The sequence below is a fragment of the Vibrio splendidus genome, from assembly GCF_024347615.1.
Classification (GTDB): Bacteria; Pseudomonadota; Gammaproteobacteria; order Enterobacterales; family Vibrionaceae; genus Vibrio; species Vibrio splendidus.
On record NZ_AP025508.1, the window covers coordinates 1,611,614 to 1,637,536 of the forward strand.

The 25,923-nt window shown below is 42.6% G+C and carries 29 protein-coding genes; 11 read left to right on the forward strand and 18 right to left on the reverse strand.

Features of this window, described 5'->3' with window-relative positions; genetic code table 11:
• Positions 1–273: 273 nt before the first annotated feature.
• From OCU90_RS07135 to OCU90_RS07175, 9 genes are all read right to left on the reverse strand, one after another.
• Positions 274–1,377, reverse strand: a complete 1,104-nt coding sequence (locus tag OCU90_RS07135; RefSeq protein WP_061025339.1) for a phosphoribosyltransferase — start codon at positions 1,375–1,377, stop codon at positions 274–276.
• Positions 1,374–2,234, reverse strand: a complete 861-nt coding sequence (locus OCU90_RS07140; RefSeq protein ID WP_061025338.1) for a radical SAM protein — start codon at positions 2,232–2,234, stop codon at positions 1,374–1,376. The genes OCU90_RS07135 and OCU90_RS07140 overlap by 4 nt, the downstream gene beginning before the upstream one ends.
• 559 nt (positions 2,235–2,793) lie before the next feature.
• Positions 2,794–3,762 (reverse strand): nucleoside hydrolase, encoded by a 969-nt coding sequence (locus tag OCU90_RS07145; protein ID WP_061025336.1) that lies wholly within the window; start codon positions 3,760–3,762, stop codon positions 2,794–2,796.
• A gap of 670 nt (positions 3,763–4,432) precedes the next feature.
• Complete coding sequence (locus tag OCU90_RS07150) at positions 4,433–6,475, reverse strand: FUSC family protein (protein WP_061025333.1); 2,043 nt, start codon at positions 6,473–6,475, stop codon at positions 4,433–4,435.
• Positions 6,476–6,660: 185 nt separating this feature from the next.
• Positions 6,661–7,386 carry a metallophosphoesterase family protein gene (locus OCU90_RS07155; protein WP_061025330.1) on the reverse strand — a complete coding sequence of 242 codons (726 nt, stop codon included), beginning with the start codon at positions 7,384–7,386 and terminating at the stop codon, positions 6,661–6,663.
• 79 nt (positions 7,387–7,465) lie between these two features.
• The gene (locus OCU90_RS07160) at positions 7,466–7,969 is read right to left on the reverse strand and encodes a YcxB family protein (RefSeq protein ID WP_061025328.1); all 504 of its coding nucleotides are present in this window, start codon (positions 7,967–7,969) and stop codon (positions 7,466–7,468) included.
• Between the two features lie 270 nt (positions 7,970–8,239).
• A complete protein-coding gene (locus OCU90_RS07165; protein ID WP_061025327.1) occupies positions 8,240–9,376 on the reverse strand; it encodes a nickel/cobalt transporter in 1,137 nt (378 codons plus the stop codon).
• A 77-nt stretch (positions 9,377–9,453) separates the two neighbouring features.
• On the reverse strand, positions 9,454–10,176 hold the full coding sequence (locus OCU90_RS07170; protein ID WP_061025325.1) for a DUF1007 family protein: 723 nt from the start codon (positions 10,174–10,176) through the stop codon (positions 9,454–9,456).
• A 258-nt stretch (positions 10,177–10,434) separates the two neighbouring features.
• Positions 10,435–10,932, reverse strand: coding sequence for a GlcG/HbpS family heme-binding protein (locus OCU90_RS07175; protein ID WP_061025323.1), 498 nt, complete (start codon positions 10,930–10,932; stop codon positions 10,435–10,437).
• A gap of 243 nt (positions 10,933–11,175) precedes the next feature.
• On the opposite strand from OCU90_RS07175, the gene OCU90_RS07180 reads away from it, so the two are divergent.
• The 4 genes from OCU90_RS07180 to nqrM all read left to right on the forward strand — a co-directional run bounded on the left by OCU90_RS07180 (position 11,176) and on the right by nqrM (position 14,212).
• Positions 11,176–11,850 (forward strand): response regulator transcription factor, encoded by a 675-nt coding sequence (locus OCU90_RS07180; RefSeq protein WP_061025322.1) that lies wholly within the window; start codon positions 11,176–11,178, stop codon positions 11,848–11,850.
• Positions 11,834–13,231, forward strand: coding sequence for a sensor histidine kinase (locus OCU90_RS07185; RefSeq protein ID WP_061025320.1), 1,398 nt, complete (start codon positions 11,834–11,836; stop codon positions 13,229–13,231). Before OCU90_RS07180 ends, OCU90_RS07185 begins: the two co-directional genes overlap by 17 nt.
• Positions 13,232–13,526: 295 nt before the next feature.
• Positions 13,527–14,018: a NifB/NifX family molybdenum-iron cluster-binding protein gene (locus tag OCU90_RS07190; RefSeq protein ID WP_061025317.1), complete on the forward strand. Its 492-nt coding sequence runs from the start codon at positions 13,527–13,529 to the stop codon at positions 14,016–14,018.
• The gene (gene nqrM, locus OCU90_RS07195; protein WP_004734813.1) at positions 14,015–14,212 is read left to right on the forward strand and encodes a (Na+)-NQR maturation NqrM; all 198 of its coding nucleotides are present in this window, start codon (positions 14,015–14,017) and stop codon (positions 14,210–14,212) included. Before OCU90_RS07190 ends, nqrM begins: the two co-directional genes overlap by 4 nt.
• 52 nt (positions 14,213–14,264) lie before the next feature.
• Here the strand turns inward: nqrM and OCU90_RS07200 are convergent, their stop codons facing one another.
• Positions 14,265–14,543 carry a DUF134 domain-containing protein gene (locus tag OCU90_RS07200; RefSeq protein ID WP_004734814.1) on the reverse strand — a complete coding sequence of 93 codons (279 nt, stop codon included), beginning with the start codon at positions 14,541–14,543 and terminating at the stop codon, positions 14,265–14,267.
• A gap of 35 nt (positions 14,544–14,578) precedes the next feature.
• On the opposite strand from OCU90_RS07200, the gene OCU90_RS07205 reads away from it, so the two are divergent.
• Both OCU90_RS07205 and OCU90_RS07210 read left to right on the forward strand, forming a co-directional pair.
• Positions 14,579–15,016, forward strand: a complete 438-nt coding sequence (locus OCU90_RS07205; protein WP_061025315.1) for a PaaI family thioesterase — start codon at positions 14,579–14,581, stop codon at positions 15,014–15,016.
• 217 nt (positions 15,017–15,233) lie between these two features.
• Complete coding sequence (locus OCU90_RS07210) at positions 15,234–16,325, forward strand: transporter substrate-binding domain-containing protein (protein WP_061025313.1); 1,092 nt, start codon at positions 15,234–15,236, stop codon at positions 16,323–16,325.
• A gap of 43 nt (positions 16,326–16,368) precedes the next feature.
• On the opposite strand, the gene OCU90_RS07215 is transcribed toward OCU90_RS07210, so the two are convergent.
• Positions 16,369–16,572: a hypothetical protein gene (locus tag OCU90_RS07215; protein WP_061025311.1), complete on the reverse strand. Its 204-nt coding sequence runs from the start codon at positions 16,570–16,572 to the stop codon at positions 16,369–16,371.
• 356 nt (positions 16,573–16,928) lie between these two features.
• Between OCU90_RS07215 and pnuC the strand changes: the two genes are divergently transcribed.
• From pnuC to OCU90_RS07230, 3 genes are all read left to right on the forward strand, one after another.
• On the forward strand, positions 16,929–17,663 hold the full coding sequence (gene pnuC, locus OCU90_RS07220; protein ID WP_004734818.1) for a nicotinamide riboside transporter PnuC: 735 nt from the start codon (positions 16,929–16,931) through the stop codon (positions 17,661–17,663).
• Positions 17,664–17,671: 8 nt separating this feature from the next.
• A complete protein-coding gene (locus OCU90_RS07225; protein ID WP_061025309.1) occupies positions 17,672–18,400 on the forward strand; it encodes a nucleoside phosphorylase in 729 nt (242 codons plus the stop codon).
• 125 nt (positions 18,401–18,525) lie between these two features.
• Positions 18,526–19,206 (forward strand): Crp/Fnr family transcriptional regulator, encoded by a 681-nt coding sequence (locus OCU90_RS07230; RefSeq protein WP_004734820.1) that lies wholly within the window; start codon positions 18,526–18,528, stop codon positions 19,204–19,206.
• A 169-nt stretch (positions 19,207–19,375) separates the two neighbouring features.
• On the opposite strand, the gene OCU90_RS07235 is transcribed toward OCU90_RS07230, so the two are convergent.
• Entirely contained in the window at positions 19,376–20,263 is an 888-nt protein-coding gene (locus tag OCU90_RS07235) for a VirK/YbjX family protein (RefSeq protein WP_081090020.1), read from the reverse strand.
• Positions 20,264–20,612: 349 nt separating this feature from the next.
• Positions 20,613–20,759, reverse strand: a complete 147-nt coding sequence (locus OCU90_RS07240) for a hypothetical protein (RefSeq protein WP_017077949.1) — start codon at positions 20,757–20,759, stop codon at positions 20,613–20,615.
• Between OCU90_RS07240 and OCU90_RS07245 the strand changes: the two genes are divergently transcribed.
• Positions 20,758–21,504 (forward strand): hypothetical protein, encoded by a 747-nt coding sequence (locus OCU90_RS07245; protein ID WP_315973114.1) that lies wholly within the window; start codon positions 20,758–20,760, stop codon positions 21,502–21,504. The genes OCU90_RS07240 and OCU90_RS07245 overlap by 2 nt on opposite strands.
• Before the next feature lie 210 nt (positions 21,505–21,714).
• The gene (locus OCU90_RS26105) at positions 21,715–21,849 is read left to right on the forward strand and encodes a hypothetical protein (protein ID WP_265131695.1); all 135 of its coding nucleotides are present in this window, start codon (positions 21,715–21,717) and stop codon (positions 21,847–21,849) included.
• 96 nt (positions 21,850–21,945) lie between these two features.
• On the opposite strand, the gene OCU90_RS07250 is transcribed toward OCU90_RS26105, so the two are convergent.
• The 5 genes from OCU90_RS07250 to OCU90_RS07270 all read right to left on the reverse strand — a co-directional run bounded on the left by OCU90_RS07250 (position 21,946) and on the right by OCU90_RS07270 (position 25,545).
• A complete protein-coding gene (locus OCU90_RS07250) occupies positions 21,946–22,092 on the reverse strand; it encodes a hypothetical protein (RefSeq protein WP_004734823.1) in 147 nt (48 codons plus the stop codon).
• Between the two features lie 40 nt (positions 22,093–22,132).
• A complete protein-coding gene (locus OCU90_RS07255) occupies positions 22,133–22,408 on the reverse strand; it encodes an HU family DNA-binding protein (protein ID WP_004734824.1) in 276 nt (91 codons plus the stop codon).
• A gap of 372 nt (positions 22,409–22,780) precedes the next feature.
• A complete protein-coding gene (locus OCU90_RS07260) occupies positions 22,781–23,476 on the reverse strand; it encodes a VC0807 family protein (RefSeq protein WP_004734825.1) in 696 nt (231 codons plus the stop codon).
• 171 nt (positions 23,477–23,647) lie between these two features.
• The gene (locus tag OCU90_RS07265; protein ID WP_061025308.1) at positions 23,648–24,304 is read right to left on the reverse strand and encodes a glutathione S-transferase family protein; all 657 of its coding nucleotides are present in this window, start codon (positions 24,302–24,304) and stop codon (positions 23,648–23,650) included.
• A 50-nt stretch (positions 24,305–24,354) separates the two neighbouring features.
• Positions 24,355–25,545, reverse strand: a complete 1,191-nt coding sequence (locus tag OCU90_RS07270) for a YbfB/YjiJ family MFS transporter (protein ID WP_061025307.1) — start codon at positions 25,543–25,545, stop codon at positions 24,355–24,357.
• Positions 25,546–25,923: the final 378 nt, after the last annotated feature.

The following is a 25,923-nucleotide window of genomic DNA, read 5'->3' on the forward strand; positions in this document are numbered from 1 at the left end:
GGATAAAACTAAGACCTCGCGTTTGCGAGGATTTTTGTTTTTCGGGTAGTGATAACAAACTCTTGGACAATTCCGAGTTACGACCTTTCGAACATTCTAATTTTTCGGATTACATTTTTGTATTGAAACCATATGGCCAGCCTACATGTAGTTGGCTAAGTTCAATCATCCACTACAAAATGGGCGGTCACATTTCAACAGAAAATGTAATAGTGTAGAGAACCACTCAAAAGAGTGGCTCAATGCACTAAGTGAATTGTAAAGGGCACTCATTTAGTTGTTTGTGCCATACAAACGAGCACCCATATCTTTCTTTCCAGTTGGTCGTTCTTCTTTATTGGAAAAACCTAAGCAATGGAAAGTAACTTTGTCGCTTAGAGTTTGTAGCTTAGGAAGTGATTTGATATTGATACATAGACAGACAACATGAATCTGTTTGTTGTAGTTACTTGGAAACCTTCCCACAATGTCTTCAATTGTCGTACCAGTATCAATCACTGAGTCGATGATAACAACATCTTGATCCATCGAAACTAAGTCGATACCACTACAAGCTTGATGATATGTCGAGTATTGACCATCAAAGTTGTGGACAAAGCCATTTGCAATGAAGTTACCAGAGCGATCCATAGAAATGACTTGGTAGTTATCTTTATTTATATCTACTTTTGAGTGGAAAGACCTTTCAATTAAACGACCAATATCAAGGTGGCGTTCTCTCAGGTTTGATGGCTTCAGTTCGAAATGAAATTGATCTTTGTACTTCTCTCTTAATTCTTCATTTTGAGGCAATAAATAGTGATTCAAAAACGTAATATCAGAGAAGCGTTTACTTGTAAATTCACCGTTATTATCAGTAGAGTTTAAAAAACCAAAATTAATATTATTTTTTAAGCAATAATCTTCTGCTGCTTGAAACTCAATTTCAGAGAGTTCCTTTGTTTTATTTATGCTTTTCACATTTCGACAACGTATTTGATTTAAATTGTCTTTCGTAATATTTTTGTTGATTTGAACTGATAAGGCATTAAGAAATATTAAGCCATCACTAACTGAACGGTTTTCAGTAGCCATAGCATTTATTCGAACTCCTTGTTGAAGGTTATCGACAAACATATGTCCGTCAAAAAATGAATATATGTTTAATTCTTTATCAGTATACAATTGATAATGAAATTTATTGATGATTTTCTCACGCTGCGGTATAGATAAGCTATTTATTTTTTCCAAAGATGTTTTTTCATTTTCTAAAAAATAAAATAAGCGATATGATGTTTGAACTGCTACACCACCCTCGACACTATCAGCAAGAAGTTTTGTCGCTGTGGTTTTACCAGATCCCTCTAACCCGACTACGAAGTAAAGTTTGTTATTCATTTACTATTATTCTCGTTTAAATATTGTATTGATTTGGCTGCTATTCTTTCTAAATTCCCTGAATTTTGCACTGCTACCTTAATACTTGATTCTCTGTTTATTGTTGCACATGAATAACATGCATCTTTTGGTTTATCATCAGATAGATAGTTGATAACTTGTTCAAACGTAGTGCTATCATCAATAAGCAGGCCTTGTTCATCCCAACCTTTTTTAGCTATTCTAGAGCAACTAAAAATGCGACTGCGTTCTAAATTAACATCGAATTTTCGATAAAAACACGTTTGCCAATGAAGTTCAGTATCTTCTTTACTGTTATAAACCTCTGAAAGAAGATCGTCCCAAGCATCTTTTCGTCTAAAATCGACTTTACCTTTAAAGTTATGACCTCGAAGAAATTCATTCCATGCTGATTCAAAAGTATGTGTCTTAATATAGTCACTTATCACAATACTATCCAAAATATTAATTAATTCAGAAGATACACCTTTGGGATACAAACCATTGGTTACTAATTCAACTTCTTTTGATATATTAAGTGACTTTATTCTTTTAACAGTAGAGTATAAATCTTTGAAGATTGTTGCTTCACCGCCAGCAATTACAATTTTATTTATTTTAATTCCACATCGTTTTAAATTTACTAATGCAGTTATATGCTCATCTACGCCCAATTTGCTATAAGGGGTTAATTGGTTAGGAACATTAAAACCACAGCCAATGCAGTTTAGGTTGCATTGAGAGTTAACCGATAGTTCCAACTCTCGAATTGTTCCATCGGAAAAGACATCTGCTATCTTTTTTACTCTGGATGTAGAGTTATTTGCCAAGCGATTTGTTTGCTTTTCTTGTTTCAAGCTGTTTCCTTACAATGTGGTGATAATGATTCTAAATTTTTGTTTCCTGATATGAGATTATATATGAATTTCTACGAATATTAATAGGTAAACCTGAACTGGTTTTGTGTTTAGTTAATTTCATGATCACATCTGCTGAAAACGGTTAATCTGCCCATTTTTCGAGGTCATAATAGAGATATTCGTATTCGTATTCGTATTCGTATTCGTATTCGTATTCGTGGAGTGTGAGTCAATCATCCTGATTTCATGTGCCAGAGTGCTTCGAGGGTTTCTATTAGTTGTATGGTAAAACCAGTTGAGCAGGATGTGAATGGATTCCTACTCTAAGTGGGAATGGGGCATAAGTGAGCTAGTCAATTCTCGAACTTAGTCAATGAAAATTACTTTTTAATATGGATAGACACTTAGCTCGTGGCTTGTATTGATATTGAAGAGCAGTTTCATCTGAATCAGATGAAACTGACAGTGCCTTTGAGCGTTTCTACGCAATTGTAGGATTATTGTATCTAGAGCATTAGCCTGTCGCGCATTTCTCAATATTTACGACAGGCCCACTTTACTGCTGTGAATAGTTTATCAATGTCTCTCTGTAGAGTGAGAGTAAAGTATCGCTATCTACTTGAACGCCGACTTGTTGTGCAGGAAATAAACTCCATTCATCATTCATATAGTTACGTTGATCAGCTTTCTGAATGGTCATCCCTTCCGCTGGCCCATCTGTGACAACCCTGACCGGGCCATTACGACTTGTAAAAAGAGACGGTTGGATAACATAAGCAATGGCTGATGGGTCATGAACATGACAACCATCCATTCCTACTTTTTCAGAATAAAACTTTAAGTAGTAACGGCTAATGTCCCAGATGAACTGCCCAACTTCTCCAGCGTCATCTCGCAACTCATCAAGGTATTGACTGGTAAAAAAACTCTCCTCTGTAACATCGAGCCCGATAATGACTACTGGCCATGATGCCGTAAACACCTTATCGGCAGCATGAGGGTCATCATGAATATTCGCTTCGGCAAATGGTGTTACATTCCCTCTGTGGCCGTTTTCACCGAATGCACCACCCATAACGACCACTTCTTTTACCAAGTCGACGATGTCAGGAGCAGCTTCCAGTGCAAGTGCAAGATTAGTCAGAGGACCGACAGCCACAAGAGTGATCTCTCTAGGTTCAGCTCGAACACTGTCGATAATGAACTGATAAGCTGGCTTTTTAATCGCTTCATAATCTAGCGAACTTGGTGCCGTCACATCACCCAACCCCGTTTCACCATGCACAACAACCGTTGCTCCAACGGGATCTCTTAATAAGGGCTTATCCGAACCTTTAGCAACGAGTGCCTTCATACCGAATTTTTGCTTCAGATAGAGAGCATTTTGAGTGCCATTGTCTATCGTCGCATTTCCATAAACGGTCGTGATCCCCATCAGCTCAATATCTGGATGTGCTTCTGCAAATAGGATTGCCATTGCATCATCGATGCCCGGATCTGTATCTAGGATGATTTTCTTTGTCATATCAGCTTCTAATTAAACAGTTGAGAGGAGTAGACGATACCTAGAAAAAACACTGATGAACGTGACTTGAATCTCATGATGAGAGCAATTTAACTTAAACACTCAAGGTTTGAATTGATCGTATGAATATTGTACTTCGGTCATTTTGTTTCCGTCTTTTCTAAGGTATTAGTACCTTTAAAATATTGGGAAAATTCACCATGCCACTACAAGTTATTCGACAGTGATGGACCACCAGTAGAATAGAATGTTCGATACTAAAGAAAGTTATCACGACGTATGTGGTGAATTTAGTAATGGTTTGTAAATCAGTTGCTTATTATGGAGTTGTTCATTTTAAAGATTCCAAGATCAAAAGCGAACTAGGTCCTGATTTGGAATGGATACCATCTACAAATAATGATGTTGTAAACGTTATAAATTCTCTAAACGAATTGGTTTTGCACGGTCACTTAAGGCAATTAGGTCGATGTGGTCGTTATGACCATATATATTCAATAACTGAAAAAGAACGTAAGTATTGGAATGAGTTAAATAACAAGTTTTAGATACTCTTCTTTTTCTTAAAGGTGTGCCAAACGCTTCGCTCTAAAAATACAGATCAAAATCTGAGTGGCCATTGGTGTTTAAGATCTTTGGTATTTAAGTCCTTTGATAGTTAAGCCCTGATTTAGCCTTCTAGATTACGTCTAACTAAATCGTGCATTTGTTTTACTGTCATCAGTGCTAACCAGATGATTTCTTCTACCGAGCGTTGACCTGTTGTGGAAGTTGGGTGACCGGTATCGGTTTGATTGGTTAGCGCGGGCAGCTCATGGACGCGGTTATCACGAATGGTATTGATCAATGCATCCATCGCATCATGAATTAAGCGTTCGATTTGTTGTGAACCTTGGTATTGCGTGCCTTTTCTGACCAGCGGAATCAGCAAGCAGAGATAATGGCTTAATAATCGATAGTGACTCAGCATATCTTCATAATAGTGAGGATCGGCACGAGTGTGTTTTGGCTCTTGCTGCATCTCATTGTAAATCAGCTCAAGGTCGCTTTCGGCGGTTAGCATAGCGGCACGTTGCTTGGTTAGCGCAATATGGTCATGTTGTTCGGTGCCAATTTGCAGCTGTTCGTAGCAATACACAAATAAGCTTTTTGAACTATTAAGCGCTTTTAACGCTTGAGTGTGGATCTCTTTGCCTCGCCATTGCGGCCATAACAAACTGTATCCGAGCAGGACAATCGCGCCCCCGACTATGTTGTCGATCAAACGTGGTGCTGCAAAGTCGAGCCCTTGGTGCGCCATGGTCTGATACACCAAAATCAATAGCGCGGTAATACAACCAATGGCTAGCGAGTAATGACGCATAATATTAAGCATCGCGACAGGCAAGAGGATGACGATAAGTGTATACATCGCGGTCGTTGGTACGCCAATGTGAATTAAAGACGTCGCGAACAGCACACCAAGCGCCGTACCTAAACAGCGTTGCCACGTTTTACTGCGTGTCGCCAAGAAGCTTGGTTGAATCACCATTAGCATCGAAATCAGAACCCAATCAGGGCGAATCAATTCAAAGTATTCCGCAATTCCAGCACCAAGTGCGAACATCAAACCGACACGGGTAACATGACGCCAAATCGGATTGCCTCGGCTTGGTAGGCGAAAAGACAACTCGAACGGCTGCACTTCAAAAGAACGTTCATAAGCGGGTTCATTAAGCTCAATACGACGGGAAATATGCTTCACTGCGTATGCCCAATAACGAAAGCGGGGTTGGTCTTCGAGCTTGACCGCTTCAATCAAGTCATTAGCTTCTTGCTCTAATGAGCTTAAGTGCTTCACCTCTTCGTTTGTGTTGTGTAGAAGCTGTTTGGCTTTGTGTCTTAGTCTTTGCTGACAATGCTGGCTCCAAACCAATAGCAAGTCTCGTTTGTGTTTGCTGGACTGAAATTGGTTCAATAGATCGGGATTCGTTGTGTGGCTGCTGAGTATCACTTCAAACGTATCAAGCGCGAGGAACAAGGCTTGTCGAAGCGAGTTAGCATCTTCTTGTTTAGATCGAAAAGATTCAGATTGAAGAGCCTGTTGGAACAACTCGATGAGTTGGTATTTGATGCGTCTTTTCGGTGCATCACTTTCGCTACCTAACAAGAATGCTTGTCGATATTGGATGTAGTCTGCCAAGGTTTCGTAAATCGCGGACAGACACACGCGCAATGCATAGTGCTTCCATAGCGCAAACCAAAGCCAGCTAAACAGCGAAAAAGTAAAGGGGCCAAGCACCAACATTGGGTACAAGCTTAGCGCTGTGTTGGAATTGTGAAGTGAGAGAGTGACGACTGCTATCAATAGGCTCGACATACCGAGCCTCGCCCAGAATGGACCATTGACTGCCGCACTGGCAAGCAAAGCACCCATAGCACCATAAGTCACCCATAAAGGCAGTCCGCTTTTCAGCAGAGCGTAACTGATGGCCAGAGTCATGCCCCAAGCGGTTGCGGTGATCGCAAAACGTGTCCACCGCCTTGGCCCTGCTGCATCGAGGCCACTAATCAGGGCGGCTGGCATAGTCATGAGAGCGGTCATGGCGATAGTGGTTTGATTCGACAAAACCCCTAAACCGAGAAACAGCACAATGGCACTGGTGGCGCGAAGCCCAAGGTTAATAGAAGGGGAGTACCAGACTTTACGCAAAATGGCAGGAGAAAACGTCATAGACCCTCGTTATTTGTTTGACCTTAATGAGTGTAACGCCAAACTTCTTCGCGTGCTGTCTTCAATCACAGATTGATAAATTGAATCGCTGCAAGCCTCTTCTATTGGCATAGAACGCTATATAGCTTGGTTTATTCGAAAGCGAATCCACAAGGTTTAAGACAGCAAGATTCAAGGTAGAGGGTTCAAAAATAGACAGCTTGGTAGTCGATGGAATCAGCAGAGAACGAAATTCGACTTAATCCTATCTTCTCGCTGCGATTGTATTCATTGATCGAGTGGTCAAAGCCATAGGCTGTCGAAGGCGCCATGTATTGGGTTACGCCTTGTTGTGTCGCCGTTATCCCGTCATGGCCGTGGCCGCAGATCACGTCACGAACGCGATATTTTCGAAGCACGTTCATCACATCGACATCGTTTTCTAGACGGATGGCTTTCATCCAGTCAGCTCCGACTGGAATAACAGGGTGGTGGATTACAACGATTGGGTTTTTCGTCTTTCTAAGCTGTTGTTTTAGCCGAGCCATGCCAAGGTTATCAATGCGCCCAGAACCGAGTGGATGACGTTTATCCAGCGGCTTGAAGCTAGAGTCCAGAAATACAAATTCTCGTCCACAGCTGGTGGCTTTATCGGTGACGAAAATTGACGATCCTTTTAACTCTGTACGCATTAAGCGAGAGTCATCATGATTGCCCGCTATCGCGTAAATGGATTGGTCGCTAATGTGTTGCCTAATGAACGCCTCTAATCGAATGTAGTCGCCAGACTTTGGATTACAACAAATATCACCAGTTAGAAAAATGGTCTTGCATGCTGTGTCTTTGCTGACGTATTCCAGGGCTCTACGCAGGTTCTCATAGCTGGATTCATCGGAAAGGTGACAATCACTGATTTGGTAAACGGTGTTCATTGTTGTTGTCCGGTTATGCCATACGAATTATTGAAGATGATAGAAAAATGCCTGCCAAATTGGCAGGCATTTTTTGATGCTAATTTGCTTTGGGTGCTTTAGAAGCCTCGTGCTGTTCAATCATGAACGCGATTGCTTCATCGTTTAAACAAGACTTACTGACATATTGGCGCTGTTTTCCAATATGAAGGATAAAACCTAAATCGGTTTGTTGCAGCTGGGAGATGTCAGTCCAAGCGATAGTATTGGTGTTTTTAGCGTTTTTATAACTTACGCCGTTAACGTCCCCCTGAAATACTACTTTGCTGCCAGCACCTGAGCTGATTTTTTGTCGCCATATCCACCAGGTTCTCTTGCAGTAAACGCTGAACGCTTCAATCACACTTAATACAATAAAGAACCAGCCAACGTAACCGTTAGGTAGTAGCTCAAACTCTAATAAAACCACACCAAAAATAAGAAACAGTATTCCTTTTAAATAGGCTTTTGGAAATTGAGTCGGAAGGCTAGTTTGATCATAACACTCTGTGAAAAACGTCTTATCGAGGATGTATTCTGTGGTGAAACCGGGATCTTTAGACATGTCTGGCTACTTTAATGTTTTCTGTGAATGAGCTTTCTATAAAGGGGCTACTACGCTGCAATCTAGTAACTCCAGCATTGTATCGCTTGTCGGTACTTTTCTTTAGCGGTTTTGATGCTCTTTTGTAAATCAATAATACTGACGGGGTTTGCTCTCGGCATAGCTTACTTGTTTACCTGATTTGATATTAAATAATGACTAAAGCTAAGGCCTCGCGTTTGCGAGGCCTTGATATGTGCGGAGCGGGTGGAAAGAACCTCAGATATATTGCTACATTCTTGCGCTCGACATGGTGAAAACAGGCGACATGCCGCTGTCTTGGCCGTTCATTAATAACAAGCCAATCAACACAAGCAAAATGCCGCCAAAGAGTTGCAAGTAGTGACCTGCGACTTTCAATGATTCACTACTGTTCTTGTTACCCGCTGCCAAATAGCGCTTCACTAGATGTTTACCTGTTAGCGTCATCATTGCAATTAATGAGGTTGTTAATGCTGTGCCTACGGCCATCGCAAAGGCACTCAGAACGCCCATCCAATATAGGCCAACCATGTTTGCGAAAAGCAGAACCATAATTGCTCCGGTGCATGGCCTGATACCAATCGTCACGATTATTCCCGCGTACTCTCGAAATGTTGAAGCTTTATTGATGGCTTCTGGATCTGCGACGTGTTGGTGGCCGCATCCACAGTCGGCATGAGAATGATCTGCATGAGTGTTAGCAGCGGCTTGCATTGCACTAGTAGCGCCTATTATCGGGGAAGGGGCTGATATTGATGAACGAAGTGCTATTGGCGAACGAACTGGCGCTGACGAACGAACTGACACTGACGAAATTGCGCCTGTTGCTAATGGAGTGATGGCTTTCACTCTCAGAGTTGGTTGCGGTTTACGCATCGTTGAGTAGATGTTTTTCAGAGCTTTCCAGCAAATCAACGTACCTACCACGGCCACTAATGCAAAGCTTAATGAAACAAACATATTCGCTTTGTCATTCACGACTCGCATGGAAGCACTAAAGCCCCACAGCAACACGCTTACTAGTAAGATTGCGACCAGTGCTTGTAAAAAAGCGGAGACGACCGTAAGTACTAAACTCGCTTTTGCTTTGGTTGGGTGAGTGGCTAAGTACGTAGAGACAATAACCTTGCCGTGCCCAGGCCCCAGAGAGTGGAGCATGCCGTAGATAAAGCTGAATCCGATAAGGTAACTGCCTGCACCCCAAGGGTTGGATTTAGCTTCATAAAGTAGGTCTGCAAGCTCTGAATTGACTTCTCTTTGCCATTGGATGCTAGAGATAACTAACGATGGCCACATGGACCACACTTGATATGCACCGACAGCAATAAGCAATAAAGCTCCGGCGCCAATAAGGTAATAGTTTGTTTTAAGTTGATTTGTCTGCATTTCACAAGAACCTATATCAGATATTTTTCTCTAAATGAATTGAGAAGCTTACGTAATGGCGGTAAAGAGTCGCTTTATTAGGATGTAGGAACTGCCGCACAATGAAGCTCAACCGATTGTGTAAACAGTTGGCCTAACGTGTTATCTGGATCTGCGTCGGCTGGTAAAGACATCGCATAACTCATCTGTTCTGGCGTCGGGTTGGGCTCGATTAATTCCAACTGACATTGTCTCGCTAGTTCAGGTGACAAGGTCACGTCGCTATTCGATAACCACGACATGTCGACGAAGTAACTAGGGTCAAAAATGAGTACGCGAAGCGAGTCTCGTGTCACTGGTTTAGGTTTAGAAAGTGGTAGGTCAAATGTTAGAACCATCTTGGCTTTATCACGCTCAAACTTTGCGTTCTCAACCACCTGATATTTGATGGGCTCTTCACCATCATAAAAATACGTGAAGTAGTGCTCGTACATCATGTTTTCGATTACAGACGCAGCGAGCTTTTTGAATGTTTCAGCTTCTGTATCGGCAGAGACATTTTCGCCATCCAACATGTACATGGATGTCATAGCATCAAAAGACCACTCCATAGAGAGACTGGTGATCATGCCATTCTCTCCCTCAATATGGGTTTTCATCTCTATCCAAGAGTGAGGGTGGGCATATAGATTTGGCGCAAAACACAGTAATACTAGGCCAAAAGGCAAACCCTTTAGAGAACGACAGCATGTCGAGAAACGGCTTACATAGCGTGTGGAGAAGCGATTGATGACATCGATTAGAATAAATAGCTGTTTCATGAGAACGAATAGTTATTAAGTGTAATGTTATAATATAACAATTGAGTGGGTTGTTCACATCAAATTTGTGTCATGTTTTGCCTGTTTACGTTTCTATTATCGGTTTCAATTCGGAGTTGCTTTTATTCGCAACTGCTTTTATTCGCAACTGCTTTTATTTGCAACTGCTTTAATTTGCAGCAATGCCCCGCAAGTGTGAGGCATTTATTGTTGGGGTGGGCAAAGGTATAACCAAATTAGGCGAGTGAATGGACTTGCTTAGAAGAACTTCTTAATCGCTTTTTCAGCACAAGCGACATCTAAGTGGCCACCCGGAGCGCCACCTACACCAATCGCGCCAATCATGGCATTGTTCAGTTGTACCGGAACACCACCCGCTAGGAACAACAAGTTGTCGTCCATATTCTGCAAGGGTTGCATGATAGGTTTGTCGGCGATGAGTTTCATCAGGTTACCTGACGGCTGCTTCATGCTTGCCACTGTGAACGCTTTTTTGCGTGAGCTATCAAGAGTGTGGATGCCAGCGCCATCAGAACGTAGTTGAGCAATCACATTGCCCGACAAATCAACAACAGTCGCAGAAACCTTGTAGCCATCGGCTTCACATTGATTAACGGCTTCATGGGCAAGCTTGAAGGCCGCTTCTGATGAGATTTGAGTGAAAGAGACCGCTTGTGTTTCTGCTGCCATTGCATTGTGAGAAAGGCTAAGGAAACCAAGGGTTGCTGCTAGTACTGTTAGTTTTGTCGTTTTCATGTTTACTCCGTTAAAGCATCTGTTTTCAAAAAGAATCTGTTTTCAAAAAATATTCGTTTTCAAATTCCGAATTCTATTTTTTGTTTGTTTAGAAAGGGTGTTTTTAATCAACAGGTTCATACTAACGAATGCATGATTACGACTGGCTTTCTTGAACATTACAAAGTTGCAATGTTGGTTATATTCGAGAAAGGATATTGATAGAGTGTATTAAGACCACGGCAAATAAATAAACGGACGTTAATGAAAATACTATTGATTGAAGATGACATTCATATCGCGAGATTTTTGGTGAATGGTTTTCAGCAAGAAGGGATAACGGTGACGCACGCAACAGATGGTGTTGATGGGTTACACGAGGCCGTAACCGAAGAGTATGACGTGATCATTCTCGATATCATGTTGCCAAAGAAAGATGGGTTTGAAGTACTTGCCGAGCTGCGAGGGCAAGGCTACGCGACGCCTGTCATCATATTAAGTGCCAAACACTCAGTGGAAGAACGAGTGCAAGGGCTACAGTCAGGTGCTGATGATTATTTGGTAAAACCTTTTGCATTCCCTGAGCTACTCGCTCGTTGCCAAACCTTGGTGCGCCGAGGCAAGCAGCCCACGCCTCAAGCATTAGAATTGCATTACGGCCCGCTTAGCCTAGACCTACTTAAACACACTCTACAAAGAGATCAACAAACGATCACCATTAATCAGCGTGAGTTTATGTTGATGAAATTACTGCTCGAAAACCGAGAGGCTGTGATGTCGAAAACGGCGATTCTTGAGCATGTTTGGGGGCATCAGTTTGATCCGCAAACCAACGTGGTCGATGTTTTGGTTTGTAGGCTTCGCAGCAAAGTCGATAAGGGTTTTTCTAAGCCATTAATTCACACACTTCGAGGTGTTGGCTATGTCCTCAAGTCGTAGTATTGAACAGGCGCTTGCTAAAACACAGAGACATTTGTTGGTTCGCTTTATGTCGACCTTACTGCTCTGCTTGCTGCTGGTGGAGCTGATTGTTGGGGCTATCTTCTTTTTCGACCTTTACCAAACGGAAAAGAAGATCCTTACGTCTATGTCGACCGAGTATCAGCGTATTTTGACTTACGATTCGAGTGAGCGATTGATTCATGTTTTAGAGGCTAACCCTCACCGGTTACTCGAAAACAACATTGCGGCTTATAAGGTTGAGAAGGGCGTTTCATCTGAGGGTACATTCATTGCGGGAACTCAAAACCTATCAACAGAACAGCCTCTTTCCAGCTACCAAATTGATGATCACCGATCGTGGTTAGAGAGTTTTGTCTTGAGTCCCTATATGTCGTTGCCTATTGAAGGGGAGCAGTATGATTTCTGGTTGGTTTTGGATAACCGAGCAAGAGACTTTATCGCCTACAATCAATGGCTAATGATCTTATATGCGTTGCTTGCTCTCGTGGCCGTGACCGCAGTATTCACTCGTAACATCATCCAGAGTGCGATGTCTCCGTTAGTGACCTTTGGCGACCTGCTCGATAAGCTGAAAAAAGGGCAGTTAGAATTTCCTAGCACTAAAAATGAAGCCGAATCTGATTTACCGCAAGGGCTCAACGTGATCAGTTCTAGTGTCCATACTGCGGTTGCCAAGTTACAGCACGTGACGACAACCTTGAATACGACCGTCGATGCGATCGCTCATGATATTCGAACTCCTTTGTCGCGTATTACGTTAGCCTCCCAAACTGCTTTACTTAACAACGCCGACCAACAAGCGATGAAAGATGCATTGGCGGACTGCTCTGAACACGCCATGCAGGCCAGTAATATGTTAACCGCCTTGATGAAGCTGAACGACGAGCTGACCGGAAAGCGCATACCACAAAAAGTGCCGACTCAGATCTCTGATGTGATTGCCAATGTGGTGAGCTGGTATGAAGATGTCGCAGAAGATAAACAAGTTGAGCTTGAGGTTGAGAGCGCTGATGCTCTTGTTATTCAGTCAGATCCTGACAAATTGACTCAGGTGTTGGTTAACCTTGTTGATAACGCGATTAAGTACACCGAGCCCGAAGGAAGAGTGACGGTCAAAGCCGAGCAAAGTTCAGAGGGTAAGATCGCGATAACCATCCAGGACACTGGTGTTGGCATTGAACAGAAATATCAGGATTTGATTTTTGAACGACTTTACCGAGTCGACAGCAGCCGCAGCAATATCGAGGGGTATGGTCTTGGGTTATCTTTAGCGCTTGCCATGGTCGAGAATCTAGAAGGAACGCTAGTCGTTGAATCTGAACTGGGTGTGGGGAGTACTTTTACTCTTTCGTTGTAACAACGATTTATATTGTCACTTCTGTCTTTGAAATTTCAACTCGTACGTACAAAGAATGCCCCGCACTAGTGGGGCATTCTTGTTGTTGGGGAAGGGAGGCTCTCCATGAACAGGTGTGGGAGGTAGAGTAACCTGCGCCAACTCTATTGGCTGCTTGTAGCTTGTAGCTTTTAGCTTGTTGCTTTTGATCTTAGTTATCGATCCAGTAAATCTTATTTTTCACATGATGGTTATTGGCATATGCTAATAATGGGGCGTATGCTGAACTTCTGATCATCAATAACAGGAAGTTACTATGTTATACGCAGTACCTTGTCGCGACCTTCATGTCGGCAACCATTTTGCTCGCTCTCCACAGATCGCGATTGTCGATGAACAACGACAAATAAAACAGATTGTTCCTTTGGTTGATTCCGACACCGCTTGCAATAAAAAGAAGCAATGGATCTCTGTCCTCCGTTCTTACGATGTGAAATCTGTAGTCGTCCGTCACATAGGGAAGAAGATGCTAGCGCACTTGTTCAACCACGATATTAGAGTCTTGGCATCGACAGGAAAGGCAGAAATAGGTGCTTTGGATTTTAGTAATCTGCAACAAGTGACCGATTTAGATTACGGTCGGGAGCCTCGCAACGTTTGTCACAGTAAAAAAGGGCACAGTCAGAGAGAGTGCAGTAATAAAGGGAGTAGTAAGAAAGGCTGCGGTGAGGAAGGGCGCAAGAAAGGCGCCGCGATTCTTATGGCACAGCCGAATCACTTAGGGGGTATTCGAGGGTTCCGAAAATGACCTTTTTGTTGACGCTATTGGGGTTTGTCGGAATCGTCGCGTTGATGGCGATAGGTGTGATTTTTTCTCGCAAGCCAATCAAAGGCAGCTGCGGAGGGCTTGCGCAGTTAGATATTGAGCGTGAATGCAATTGCAAAGATGTCTGTGAAGGGCAGAGTCGAAAGCTGTATCAGATCTCTGAGCCATCAAGCTGAGTATCGAGAATTCACTGTCATTGAGCTAGCTAACGTTGGGCTAGTTCGCGAGTTAAGCGCTTTGAATCACCAACGCGTGACCGTTGACGATGCACTTGGCGACTTTGGCTCGTGCACGCTTGATGATGTTGCCGAACGTTTGGCGAGACACCTGCATTTGTTCAGCTGCTTCAAGTTGGCTCAATCCTTCTTGATCAGCCAAGCGTAAGGCTTCTAACTCTTCTAATAGCAATTCTTCTTTATGAAGCTCGTCCATAGGAACGCCATTAGGCTTAAAACAAGAGTAAGCCGCTCGGGTGCATAACTGGCGATGTTTTTTTGGTCGAGCCATATTAATCTCTAGGTATTTAAGGTTAAAAGGTAAGTATGAAGGTTTTCATTCCACACAACCATCGGCGTTGCCAAGTGTGCAGCCAAGGTTTTTTTTCAGACAATCCAATAATATTTGAAGCTATTGGTGAGCACGAGGCTTTAGCTAAGCATGAGACTTTAGCTAAATATAAAACCCGGGCCAAGATTGTACCAACAGATAAAGCTGAGGGCTACGATGGCATCATGCAGGGTGGTCTTGTCACCGAGTTACACGACAGTGCGATGCTGCATTGTTTGTTCCAAAATAACATCACTGCAATGACGGTGAGTTTAGCGTCTCGCTTTCATCATCCTATTTCTATTGGTCAAGAACTGGAAGTTCGTGCCCAATGGGTCAAAAGCAGACGTAATATCTACTTCCTTGAAAGCCAAATTACGCAGTGCGGAAAGTTATGTTCGTCGGCACAAAGCCAGTTTATGTCATCCCACTAGTTATCGATCCGATGTTCCCTATGCCGTTAGTTTGTTACGCCCATTCTTTTGCACAATAAATAGAGGTTTTCTATAGTTAAGGTAATAACGAATAAAGCTAGGGCAGTATTGAATTTATCATAATCTTTCTTCACTTCTGATCGCGCTGATGTGTGTTCATTAGTCGAGCCTTCGTACTCGATTCAATTCATTGCTGCCTTCTTCTGGAGGGCTGCTGATGCACCAATACTTCAAATCGACACTCCGATACGGTGTCACTTCAATCGTTTCTCTTTTTCTATTCTTCAGTACTTTTGCCTCTTCTTCTCCACTTAAAGTCGGAGTGTACCCGTGTCCTCCTTTTGTGATCAGTTCGATGGAAAGTCAATGGAATGGCCTGAGTGTCGAGCTTTGGGAACAGATTGCCAAAGAAATGGACGTTGAGTACACGATAGAGAATCACCGTTTGGATGAATTACTCAATGCGATTGAAACAGAGCAAATCGACATCGGTGTTTCTTGTATTTCAATCACCCCAGAGCGTGAGTTGTTTGCTGACTTTTCCCATTCCTTTTATGAAACTCACCTCGCTATCGCAGTGAAGAAGCAAGGTTACCTTCATACCTTACACGCCATTTTCTTAAACCCTGCATTGTGGCTGATCATTGGCGTTATCGTCTTTATCTCTGGTGTGATTGGTGCCTTTTTTTACGTATTGGAGCACGGTGAAAATGAAAAGCTCTATTCGATGAAAAGCCGAACGGGCCGTTGGTTAGAAAGTTTCATATTGGGTTTGCTTTTTATCACTCGAGGCCCATTCAATTATTTTGAGTTTAAGAGCTTAACCGGACGAATTGCTACGGTGTTCATTGGTGTGCTGAGTATGCTGTTTATCGCCAGTATTACGGCGGTATTAGCCAGCAAGCTTACGCTCAGCCAAGGCTCTTCCCATATTAAAGGCGTGAATGATCTAGCGGATGTTGAAGTAGGGGCAAAAGTCGCGACGACTTCTTCTTTGATGCTCACCAGTTTTGGTATTCGACACAAGAGTTGTATCGATATGCCAAGACTGTTGGCGGCTTTAGAGGAAGGTGAAGTGGAGGCGATTGTCGCTGATGATGTGGTGCTCAAATATATGATTGGTAATGGCAGAATAAGCGGGCAGTTCGATGATCTAGAGGTGTTGCCGTATCAACTCGAAAAGCAGAATTATGGCTTTATCATCACTGAAAACAACTCGTATGAAGAAGAAATTAACCGCGCTCTTCTGAAAATTCGTGAGTCGCGAAAGTGGCGTAAAATCTTGGTCGACTATTTTGCAGATAAGTAACCGAGTTTAACTGCTAACTCTCAAGCATTTCTAATGCCTCTCCCTAGAGTTGTTCTGAACTAGAGGCTTTGTTCTTTTTGAAATATTTGAACGCTGTCCAAACGACATAAGCCGCAACGCCCACAATCAATGCAGAGCGAAGGAGAATAGGCGCATCATGTTCAAGTTGACCAACATGCGGCACAATACTGGCAAACAATCGACTGGTAAAAAACAGCCCCATTACTAACATAACAATCTTATTCATGTGACCTGCCATTCAATTGGGTAAGTTGTACAAAACGTGTGATGGGTCGATTACACGGCCAAAAACGATTCTGCTCGAAATAAAATCATGCGCTTCTCAAACGTAACCGTCAACGCGATATCAGCTTAAAGCCAGTAAGCTAAAGTTTCGTTTTTGGAAGTGATTTGTTCTGCTGTTGGAGTTTCGAGTTCAAGACTGTTGGGAGGGCGATGACACCTTTCTGTGAATTTGATTTTCCGGAATTATTATTCTGATTTATGATCGCATGCAATCTAGGGGGGACAAATGTCCTCCTCTTTGTTTCTATCGGCGCAATAAGATAGGTGCTACTAAAACAAATAATAAAGGACATCCCTATGGACCTATTCGCCCTACTTGATATCAACAATACTCTAGTCAATATCCCAATAGGGGATGGCTATGCAATGAGCTGGATCGAAGCATTCGGCACGGTGTTTGGCCTGCTTTGCATTTGGTTTGCAAGCCAAGAAAAAACCATTAATTACCTGTTCGGGTTACTGAATGTCACCTTATTTGCGGTTATCTTTTTCCAAATTCAGTTATACGGACTGTTACTGCTTCAACTCTTTTTCTTCTGCGCCAACATTTACGGCTGGTACGCATGGACACGCCCTAATGAGCAAGGTGAAACGCTAGAAGTTCGTTGGTTGAGCCAAAACAAACTAGTAGCAACAGCTGCAGCCTGTGCGATTTCGATTGCACTGCTTACAATGTATATCGACCCATTCTTCTTTGCGTTGGCAAACATCGCGGTTGATAGCTTGAATCTATTTGGTGCTGATTTAACGGAACCAGTACTTGAACCTGATGCGTTCCCATTCTGGGATGCCACGATGACCATTCTATCTATTGTTGCTCAAGTTCTTATGACACGTAAGTATGTTGAAAACTGGATACTGTGGATTGTGATTAACATTATCAGTGTTGGTATTTATGCGACGCAGGGTGTGTACGCAATGTCTGTTCAATACGCAATCTTAATGTTTATTGCGGCAAACGGTACTCGTGAGTGGGCACGCACAGCTAAACGAAACAGTGATAAATCGTTAACTCAAGCAACGGCGTCTTAGGAGTGAAGATGGCAAAGCAACCTCATATCGGCGTTGATGAAACGCAAATTGCTCCGTTAGTCATTGTTTGTGGTGAGCCTGATAGAGCGAATCGAATCGCGAGCTTGCTTGAAGATGCCGAGATGGTTTCTGAGAACCGAGAGTATCGAATCTTCACTGGAACTTATCAAGGGAAAGCGATATCAGTTTGCAGCACTGGTATTGGCGCACCTTCAATGATCATTGCGGTAGAAGAACTTAAGTTTTGTGGTGTGACTCATATCGTCAGAGTAGGGTCTGCAGGTGCGATGCAGTCACATATCGGGCTTGGTGAGCTAATTATTGCAGAGGGCGCGGTTCGCGATGAGGGTGGTTCTACCGCTTACGTTAAGCCGTCGTATCCCGCCTATGCAAGCTTCTCTCTGCTTAAAGAGCTAGACAAGTTCTTGCAGCAGCAAACAACACCTTACTATTTGGGCACGGTACGCTCACACGACAGTTTTTATACCGATGACGAGCAGGCGCTTTGTCAGTACTGGAATGGCAAAGGCATTTTAGGTGCAGACATGGAAACATCCGCGCTGTTTACCGTGGGACGCTTGAGAGGGCTTAATGTAGCTTCTATCTTGAACAATGTTGTCTTGTACGAACAAGATGTAAAAGAGGGCGTTGGGCAATATGTCGATGAGGCAGAGGCAATGATGCAGGGAGAGCGGCTAGCATCATTAGCGGCGCTGGAAGCATTAATTACTCAATAAGAGCCTGAATAAATGCAAGACAAAAGCGATGGGAGACCGTCGCTTTTTTATTGGGTTCTCTCCTGTGGTTTAAGTGGTTACAATCGTTTGAATATAAACAGCAGTAATGCAATGAGAGAGTAAGTATGAAGATTGCACCATACTCAAGCGGACGCTTTAAAAATTACTTAGAACAAAAAAGCTCTGAATTTAGAGATCTCATCTACCAACACCAAGTTAACTCTCGTTACTTCAATCAAAACGATGAAATCCTACGTCAAGGTGAGCAGCTTCAGTATCTTTATGTAGTGCCCGCAGGGAGAGTCTCTATGAGTATTTCTGCAGCTAATGGGCGACGCTTTCAATTGGGTGAGGTGAATTGCGATTACCATATCTTCGGTGAGATGGAGTTTTTCACTCAGACACCTTGTCAGTGGAACGTAGTGGCTGACGAACACATGCAAGTTGATGTCATTTGCATTCAGAAACTAGCCGAAGCACTACATGAAAACCCGGAGATGATGTTCTTCTTTGCCTCTGCATTAGCGGAAGATTATCAAGACTCTATGGGCATTTACACTAACCGTCTTTTACACTCAATTACCTACAACATTGCCTACGACTTATTGGTTCAAAGCCAGACAAATACCGTGTTAGGCGGTTTCGATAAAGTGAATCAAGAAGCGGAACGTTTTGGCACATCGAGCAGAGTGTATCGAAGAGCGGTTAAAGACCTACTAGACAAGGGTTTCATCAGAAAAGGAGACCAAGGGTTGGAAATTGTTGACCAGCAAGCACTCCGAGCCTTTATTGATTCGTATGAGTAAGAAAAAGAATGACTTAAGTTGAAAAGGAAGTTTGAGTGAAATCAGAAAGATAAGTACAGAGCTGCTTCTCGATTCTAAGGCCCCGTGTTACGAGGCCTTGTGTTTGTCACAAAAGAAAGAGGGAGCGCCAGAAAGTCCAGCAAGTTAGCACCTATTTAGAAGGCAGTTGTTAGTTAAACTGAACTTGAATGTTGTGGCTCATTTTGTTTTTTAGCTCTTCTTCATACTGATCTAGCCACGCATACCGCTCACGATATAATTTACGTTTTTGGCGTTTTAGAGCCTCAAGGTCTTTCCTGTTTGGGTTGATCGGTAGACGATAAAAATAGTCATCGTGTACCTGTCCATCGTGCTCTTCCCATAAACTATCGTACTTAAGGCTGATGTCTTTGTTTTTCTTGCCGTAGCGTAATGAGTTCGACACATGACCAGACTCTTTTACTGCATAGATATTTTCGATACCTAAGCTAATGGCTAACAGTCGTAGTGTTTCTACCATGAAGGATTTAGGTCTTAAACCGTAGAAAGCTTTTGTGAATGTACGGCTAAATCCATTGTCATTGGCTCCACCCTGAATACCACCAATGTAGATGCTGTTGTCGAAAACAGTGAACGAGATGCTATACATTTTTTCGAGTAGAGAATTGGTCAATGAAATTGTCAGTTCACCCTCTTTTCTCGCGTTTCTTTCAAAGCTGAGATTAACCAGATAAACGTTGTCATCTATCTCTAGTTTTAAAAGATTGAGTCTTTCATTATAGATTTGGTGTCTAGCTTCTGTTGCGAAGGTTTCTTCAAACCAGTCGTAGTGCTTGGATAAGATTTCTATCTTTTCTTTATTGCTAAAGCCAGTACATAAGTAGGGAGTTACAAATTTAGATAAGAAGTTAGGCTGTTTGATAAATAACAGCTTTCTCTCTTCAGAGTTGAAATTTTCACTCATTTTTCTAGTGGCTGAATAGTAAAACAGGGCTCGAATAGTAAACTTAATTATCGCCTTGTACTTACCCTTATTTTTATGGGTATTGGCTTCTATTCCCATGCGAACGACATTCATAATCACCTCAAAAAAGAAACGCTGCACCAACACATTAGTGTTGCGAACATTTCCCTGACTCTCATAACTAACAATGAAAATGATGATAGTGAAAAATGCGATTTGGGTATGTATGGGTATGTATGACAATGTAATTAAGTCAGTTACTTAACGTTCAAATTTTGGGCGGCCTTTACGCTTAACGCAGATTGATAAATGCAAAAAGTAACATTTACAAAACGATCGTGTAACAATTGTCTGGCGAGTAGTATTCTTCCCAATTCCGAAGCTGAGTTTCATATAACTGATTTTTTCGGAGTAAAGATACTTTTGAGGAATTAAACATGGCAGGAAGCATATCACCGCGCAGTTACGGTTGTTTAAGACAGAAGCCGATGAAGTCGGTGGTATAAATGATTGGCTGGGTACGCTTGTTAACATCGAGAAGTTCATTTTCGATGTTAGTGATCATCGCTATTGCCTCTGTAATAGCGAATACGGGGTGGCGAGTTGTCATGAACAATTTCGCTGTCGATACCGTGGGCATGACAGGAGCGGACGTTGGTCTGCTTCAGAGTGTAAGGGAGATCCCTGGTTTACTCTCATTTACAGTGCTGTTTCTATTACTTATTATTTCTGAACAACAAGTTGCGGTGCTCTCTGTCGCTGCGCTGGGATTAGGCGTTGCCATAACGGGTTACTTACCCTCAATCTATGGCTTCTATTTCAGCACAACCCTGATGTCTGTTGGTTTTCATTATCTAGAAGCAGTGAATAAATCACTGTCTACACAACTTCTAGGTACGGAAAACTTTAGTGAATCCATGGGGAGGATTCGAGCCGCGGCATCCTTTTTCTCCATGGTGACTTTCATATGTATTATTGTCGCCAATTATGTTTTTGGTGTATCAGATAAGGCTATATTTTTTGCTAGTGGTACAGCGTGCTTCTGGTTAGCTTTTTATCTACTCACATTCAAAAATGCTAGCTGCGGTGAACGACAGCACACCAAGCTTATTGTACGTCGTGAATACACCACATATTACATATTGACCTTTCTAAGCGGGGCAAGAAGACAGATCTTTGTCGTGTTTGCAGGCTTACTCATGGTCACCAAATTCCATTATACGATCGCAATGATGGCCGCTCTATTTATGTTATCCAGCTTGTCCGCCACTGTTGCATTACCTGTGGTGGGTCGTTTTATTGACCGAGTAGGAGAAAAGAGAGCTCTACTGATTGAGTATGTGGCGTTGATGTAGGTGTTCTTATCGTATGCTTTTGTAGAGAATCATTATCTGGCAGGTGGGCTATACGTTGTCGACAGCATCATTTTCAGTTTTGCGATAGCGTTGACTACTTACTTTAAGAAAACCGTCCGGTCAAACGAAGTGGCGTCCACGGCGAGTCTTTCGTTTACTATCAATCATATCGCCGCAGTATTTCTGCCATTCTTATTGGGAGTGGTGTGGATGTCTGGATATCAATGGGTGTTTGTTACAGGAGCTATTATTGCATTGCTGAGTTTTCTAATCTCGTTGACTATCGATACCAAATTGCATCAACGCATTAATGGGGTGACTGAATTGCAGAAAGAGGTCGCTTGAAAGGGTTAATCGGTATAAGCACTTGATTAGTGAAGCGCTGTTTCTTAAATCAAAAATGCCACTGCAAGGCTGCAGTGGCATTAGAAGAATAACAAACTATAACTCTAACAGTTTTGCCAATTCACGCTCTTCCATAAGCTCTTCAATGCGCTGACGAGTCTTGGGCGTTTCGGCTTGTGCTTTGGTTGACTTGCCTGCTTTTTTACTGCGGCTAGCTTTAACTTTTTCTTTGGTTATAGACATAGTAATCTTCCTTGGATTCTGCTTTGAGATCGTATTTACTCTAAGCGTTACATGACTCTTTTAGTGCTTTACCTGCTTTAAACGCAGGCGTTTTTGATGCTGAGATTTGAATCTCTTCTCCGGTTCTTGGGTTACGACCAGTGCGAGCAGCACGAGAATTAACTTTGAAACTACCGAAACCAAGGATGGCAACATCATCACCCTTAGCCAATGTGTTAGAGATACCTTCAACAAGTGCGTTTAACGCTGAACCTGCTTGATCTTTTGAGATGTCTGCTGAAGTTGCGATGTGTTCAACCAACTGAGATTTGTTCATATTCTATATTCCTTATTGAGTACGGCTGGCGCTTAACTTTAAGGCCAAGCTTGTTCTATCTTAGCAATAAGGGCTGAAATAGTGTTAACACCTAGGCAGGGTTTTGTAAAGTAATCAACAAGATTGGGCGTTAAATCATCTTTCAGTATAACCGAATGCAGTTCTTTAGCTATAGGTAATTTAAATGCTAGCTATCAAGCTAGTATGAGAAAGGTGAACGTAATCTCTCATTTTTTGAGAAAGCTAATCATAATTCAGCGTATCACTTGTCGGATAAATGAGAGAGCAGAAACAAAAAAGCCCAGCGAATGTGCTGAGCTTTTGGTGTGTGTTTCTATTTTAGGACGAGACACTAAGTTAGTTCGGTAAGATCTACTTAGTAATAAAGATTTTCTCTGTTTCTAGTGACGTCATAGCGCGAACTTGGCGCCAAATGTAATAGAAAATACCTAACATCATCAGCATGCTAGGGATAGCTATGGCTGGGTAGCTGTATAGCGTGAGCTTACCCAACTCTTCATTAAAGGCTGCAGTGCCGGCAGGACTTGTCACAATCCAAGTCGCTAGGAAATAGTTCATCGCAGAAGAGAAAGCAAAGGTACTTGCGAATAGGTAGTTCGATGTCATTAGACAACGATCAAACTTTGCTTGGTTACCGAACTGTCTTAAACGCTCTTCAATAAGAGAGATGTTTAACAGAGCTGGTGTAAAGATAACTTTTTGGATAAACGGGTAGCGAGTGAAGGTCGATCCAAGAACCGCTAAACCAATTAGGCCGGGGATTAATGCTTCTTTTAGTGCTAACCAACGAGTGTCTAGTTCGAAGAAACCAATGCCACCCGTTAATAGCACGCTGACGAAGCCAAGCGCCGCGATGAAGTTGAACTTCTTGTTGCGGATTAACTCCATGCCACCGTAAGCAATAGGGAAGGCAAGGGCGACAAGTAATGCTAAGCCTGTTCCGAGATGCTCCTCTCCACTGAACTTCATTAAGATGAATGAAGGAAGAAGGACGTTAAATACGACTTCGAAAAGAGGGCTCGATTTTTTGTTTTCTGTACTACTCATAATTTCTAAATACATTATGTTATGGATTTATTCTCAGGGATTGTTGTTTACCTCGCCCAAGATGTAAAGCCTTAACACGTCATGCTGTGTAACGACATGTGACATCAACGACATCTCTGAGCCTATCTCACGTTGAATTTAAGACTTTACGCATTCTAGTTTTGGATGCTTTTAGGTATCCCGACCGAACGAATCAAGCAACGTTTCATAATCAGACTTGTTTGCCAAACTCTCAATGCTTATAAGTGTCAGTACGTCTGCGAACGGAGAAAGGTGTAAAAAATCGATGATGTTGCGGCTGTCCACTTCATCAAACAATTCAGTATGTCGAAACTGGACGTAATCTAAAGCGACATGGAGATACAAGGTGGCCAAGTTGTCGCTCAAAAGGGATTCTAGGCCTTGTTTTTTTATCTCTTGGTCAAGTTGCTCTAGGGCGGCAACCATACCTTCTTGCCCTCTATGGATAAGCGCATTGTCACTGTCTGCATAGCGAATCAATGCCGCGGTTCTAAACGCGATCTCCATTAACGTCTTTGCTGTTCCTAATGTTTGCATTTCATTGGCACGACTAAACGTTACCTGACGTAGCGTTTGAGGCTGGTACGTTTCAATTAGGTATTGGCAAATGCATAAGCTTTCCGTTAGTGCGGTTCCGTCTTCAAGTTTGAGTGCTGGAATTAAACAAAACGGATTGACGCTTTTTAGATTGGCCGGGGAGCTCCATGGATCAACCCAAACAAAAGACAAAGGAGAGCAGCGTGATAGAAGCGCAGTTGCTGCGACCACGCGTGAAAACGGGGAGGTTTCATTTAAGTAGAGTTGCATGATAATCCTTTATTGTATTCGTCAGATGAACTGAGGAAGCTAGCTTAGAACTAGGTCATGTGTTCAGGCTTAGAGTGAGTTACAGTCATTAAGGTACATACCGCAGACAGCATCAAAGCAGCAGTACTAATGGTGAATAACACGTCGTATGAAGCCATATGATTTAAGTAGTACGCCATCAAAAGCCCAACCACACCTTGTGATACAGCAAAAGAGAGTGTCATTCCTGCCCACGCTTTGGTATGCAGTTCATAGCCTACAATCTCCAACGTGTAAGTCGACACTAGAGTTACCGTTCCCGGCGTGAAAATACCAACCAGTAATGAAGAAATTAACAGCGCGATAGGGTGTGTGCTAACAAGCGGTAATGCGACGCCTAGAGCCTTTAGGCTAAATGCAATGCAGAGGGATTTTTTAAGCCCTAACTTGTCTCCTAAGATGCCTGTAATCAATGGTCCAATGGCGGCGCCAATACCAAAGGTTGCCCAGAATAAACCACCGCTGCTAAACGACATACCCAGTTCGCGCACGATGTAATCTACCCAAAACAAGGTATGGGGTAAGTAGCCAATAGCGTCGAAGGTATACGCTAACAGAATAAGCGCAACGCTGATTAGTTTTGGCTTTGAGAGCTGAGAGAAGGAGGATTTTATATAAGGCGCTTTAGACGTGTTAGGTTGGGTTTGCCATGCATTCCAAGTCAGTATCGTTGTGACTAATGCGATCACTCCCATGCCAATCCAAGCCGACACCACACTAAAATAGATCAGTACTGGGATTAATGTGCCTGATAACATCGCACCAAGTCCAATGCCTGAAAATATGACACCGCTGACACGCGCCTTCACATCGGGATTAAACTTTCGGACAATCACTGGTGGGGCGACAACCATTAATAAGGCTCCCGCAATTCCAGCCAACGTTCGCCAAGCATAGAACCATGTTAAGGGCGCCTCTTGTAGCGCACAGCCTAAGTAACTAAAACTGCTTATCAACATCGCGAATCGAATTAACTGCCCAGCACTAAAGTAACGCAGCAGTATGTTGGCAGCAGGTGCACCCAATATATACCCAAGAAGGGTCGCGACACCAAGGTAAGATGCATCACTTTCGCTAAACCAACCACTTTGAATGAGCGCCGGCATTAATGCTATATAGGCAAACCTACCGATCCCGTTGCCTATTAGAGTGGCCCCCATTCCAGCCAAGCTGTCTCGATTAACGATGTGTTTATTCAGCATGAAAAGGGCTCTTTTTAGGTTCAGCTAGATGTTCTAGCACTAGGACAAGATCTTTGTTTAGTTTTGCATATTGACATCATTCACCATCAATATCACTAGGCGGTTAGTCATATAATTTGCTCATTTAAAACCGGTTTGAGATAGGTAAATAGCGAGTGTGTTTAAACACTTAGGTGGATGTGTTGTTCTGCCGAGGATAAGGCAATAAGCGATTGTTTTAATCACCGCTGATTTGAGTGATTAATGGTTAGACTAAAGTTGGACGACCGGCCGCTTTAATTGAACATGAGTGGTTTGTTTATCTAGATCTGTGTACTGACTTGCCGGCTCTAACTCACATTCACCCGCCTTAAACGATAGATGAATGTGAATTAAGAA

Coding starts and splice junctions, on each gene's coding strand:
- OCU90_RS07135 (WP_061025339.1), bottom strand. CDS start 1,377: ATGAATAACAAACTTTACTTCGTAGTCGGGTTAGAGGGATCTGGTAAA.
- OCU90_RS07145 (WP_061025336.1), bottom strand. CDS start 3,762: ATGACAAAGAAAATCATCCTAGATACAGATCCGGGCATCGATGATGCA.
- OCU90_RS07150 (WP_061025333.1), bottom strand. CDS start 6,475: ATGACGTTTTCTCCTGCCATTTTGCGTAAAGTCTGGTACTCCCCTTCT.
- OCU90_RS07155 (WP_061025330.1), bottom strand. CDS start 7,386: ATGAACACCGTTTACCAAATCAGTGATTGTCACCTTTCCGATGAATCC.
- OCU90_RS07160 (WP_061025328.1), bottom strand. CDS start 7,969: ATGTCTAAAGATCCCGGTTTCACCACAGAATACATCCTCGATAAGACG.
- OCU90_RS07165 (WP_061025327.1), bottom strand. CDS start 9,376: ATGCAGACAAATCAACTTAAAACAAACTATTACCTTATTGGCGCCGGA.
- OCU90_RS07170 (WP_061025325.1), bottom strand. CDS start 10,176: ATGAAACAGCTATTTATTCTAATCGATGTCATCAATCGCTTCTCCACA.
- OCU90_RS07175 (WP_061025323.1), bottom strand. CDS start 10,932: ATGAAAACGACAAAACTAACAGTACTAGCAGCAACCCTTGGTTTCCTT.
- OCU90_RS07180 (WP_061025322.1), top strand. CDS start 11,176: ATGAAAATACTATTGATTGAAGATGACATTCATATCGCGAGATTTTTG.
- OCU90_RS07185 (WP_061025320.1), top strand. CDS start 11,834: ATGTCCTCAAGTCGTAGTATTGAACAGGCGCTTGCTAAAACACAGAGA.
- OCU90_RS07190 (WP_061025317.1), top strand. CDS start 13,527: ATGTTATACGCAGTACCTTGTCGCGACCTTCATGTCGGCAACCATTTT.
- nqrM (WP_004734813.1), top strand. CDS start 14,015: ATGACCTTTTTGTTGACGCTATTGGGGTTTGTCGGAATCGTCGCGTTG.
- OCU90_RS07200 (WP_004734814.1), bottom strand. CDS start 14,543: ATGGCTCGACCAAAAAAACATCGCCAGTTATGCACCCGAGCGGCTTAC.
- OCU90_RS07205 (WP_061025315.1), top strand. CDS start 14,579: ATGAAGGTTTTCATTCCACACAACCATCGGCGTTGCCAAGTGTGCAGC.
- OCU90_RS07210 (WP_061025313.1), top strand. CDS start 15,234: ATGCACCAATACTTCAAATCGACACTCCGATACGGTGTCACTTCAATC.
- OCU90_RS07215 (WP_061025311.1), bottom strand. CDS start 16,572: ATGAATAAGATTGTTATGTTAGTAATGGGGCTGTTTTTTACCAGTCGA.
- pnuC (WP_004734818.1), top strand. CDS start 16,929: ATGGACCTATTCGCCCTACTTGATATCAACAATACTCTAGTCAATATC.
- OCU90_RS07225 (WP_061025309.1), top strand. CDS start 17,672: ATGGCAAAGCAACCTCATATCGGCGTTGATGAAACGCAAATTGCTCCG.
- OCU90_RS07230 (WP_004734820.1), top strand. CDS start 18,526: ATGAAGATTGCACCATACTCAAGCGGACGCTTTAAAAATTACTTAGAA.
- OCU90_RS07235 (WP_081090020.1), bottom strand. CDS start 20,263: ATGAATGTCGTTCGCATGGGAATAGAAGCCAATACCCATAAAAATAAG.
- OCU90_RS07245 (WP_315973114.1), top strand. CDS start 20,758: ATGAACAATTTCGCTGTCGATACCGTGGGCATGACAGGAGCGGACGTT.
- OCU90_RS07240 (WP_017077949.1), bottom strand. CDS start 20,759: ATGACAACTCGCCACCCCGTATTCGCTATTACAGAGGCAATAGCGATG.
- OCU90_RS26105 (WP_265131695.1), top strand. CDS start 21,715: ATGTCTGGATATCAATGGGTGTTTGTTACAGGAGCTATTATTGCATTG.
- OCU90_RS07250 (WP_004734823.1), bottom strand. CDS start 22,092: ATGTCTATAACCAAAGAAAAAGTTAAAGCTAGCCGCAGTAAAAAAGCA.
- OCU90_RS07255 (WP_004734824.1), bottom strand. CDS start 22,408: ATGAACAAATCTCAGTTGGTTGAACACATCGCAACTTCAGCAGACATC.
- OCU90_RS07260 (WP_004734825.1), bottom strand. CDS start 23,476: ATGAGTAGTACAGAAAACAAAAAATCGAGCCCTCTTTTCGAAGTCGTA.
- OCU90_RS07265 (WP_061025308.1), bottom strand. CDS start 24,304: ATGCAACTCTACTTAAATGAAACCTCCCCGTTTTCACGCGTGGTCGCA.
- OCU90_RS07270 (WP_061025307.1), bottom strand. CDS start 25,545: ATGCTGAATAAACACATCGTTAATCGAGACAGCTTGGCTGGAATGGGG.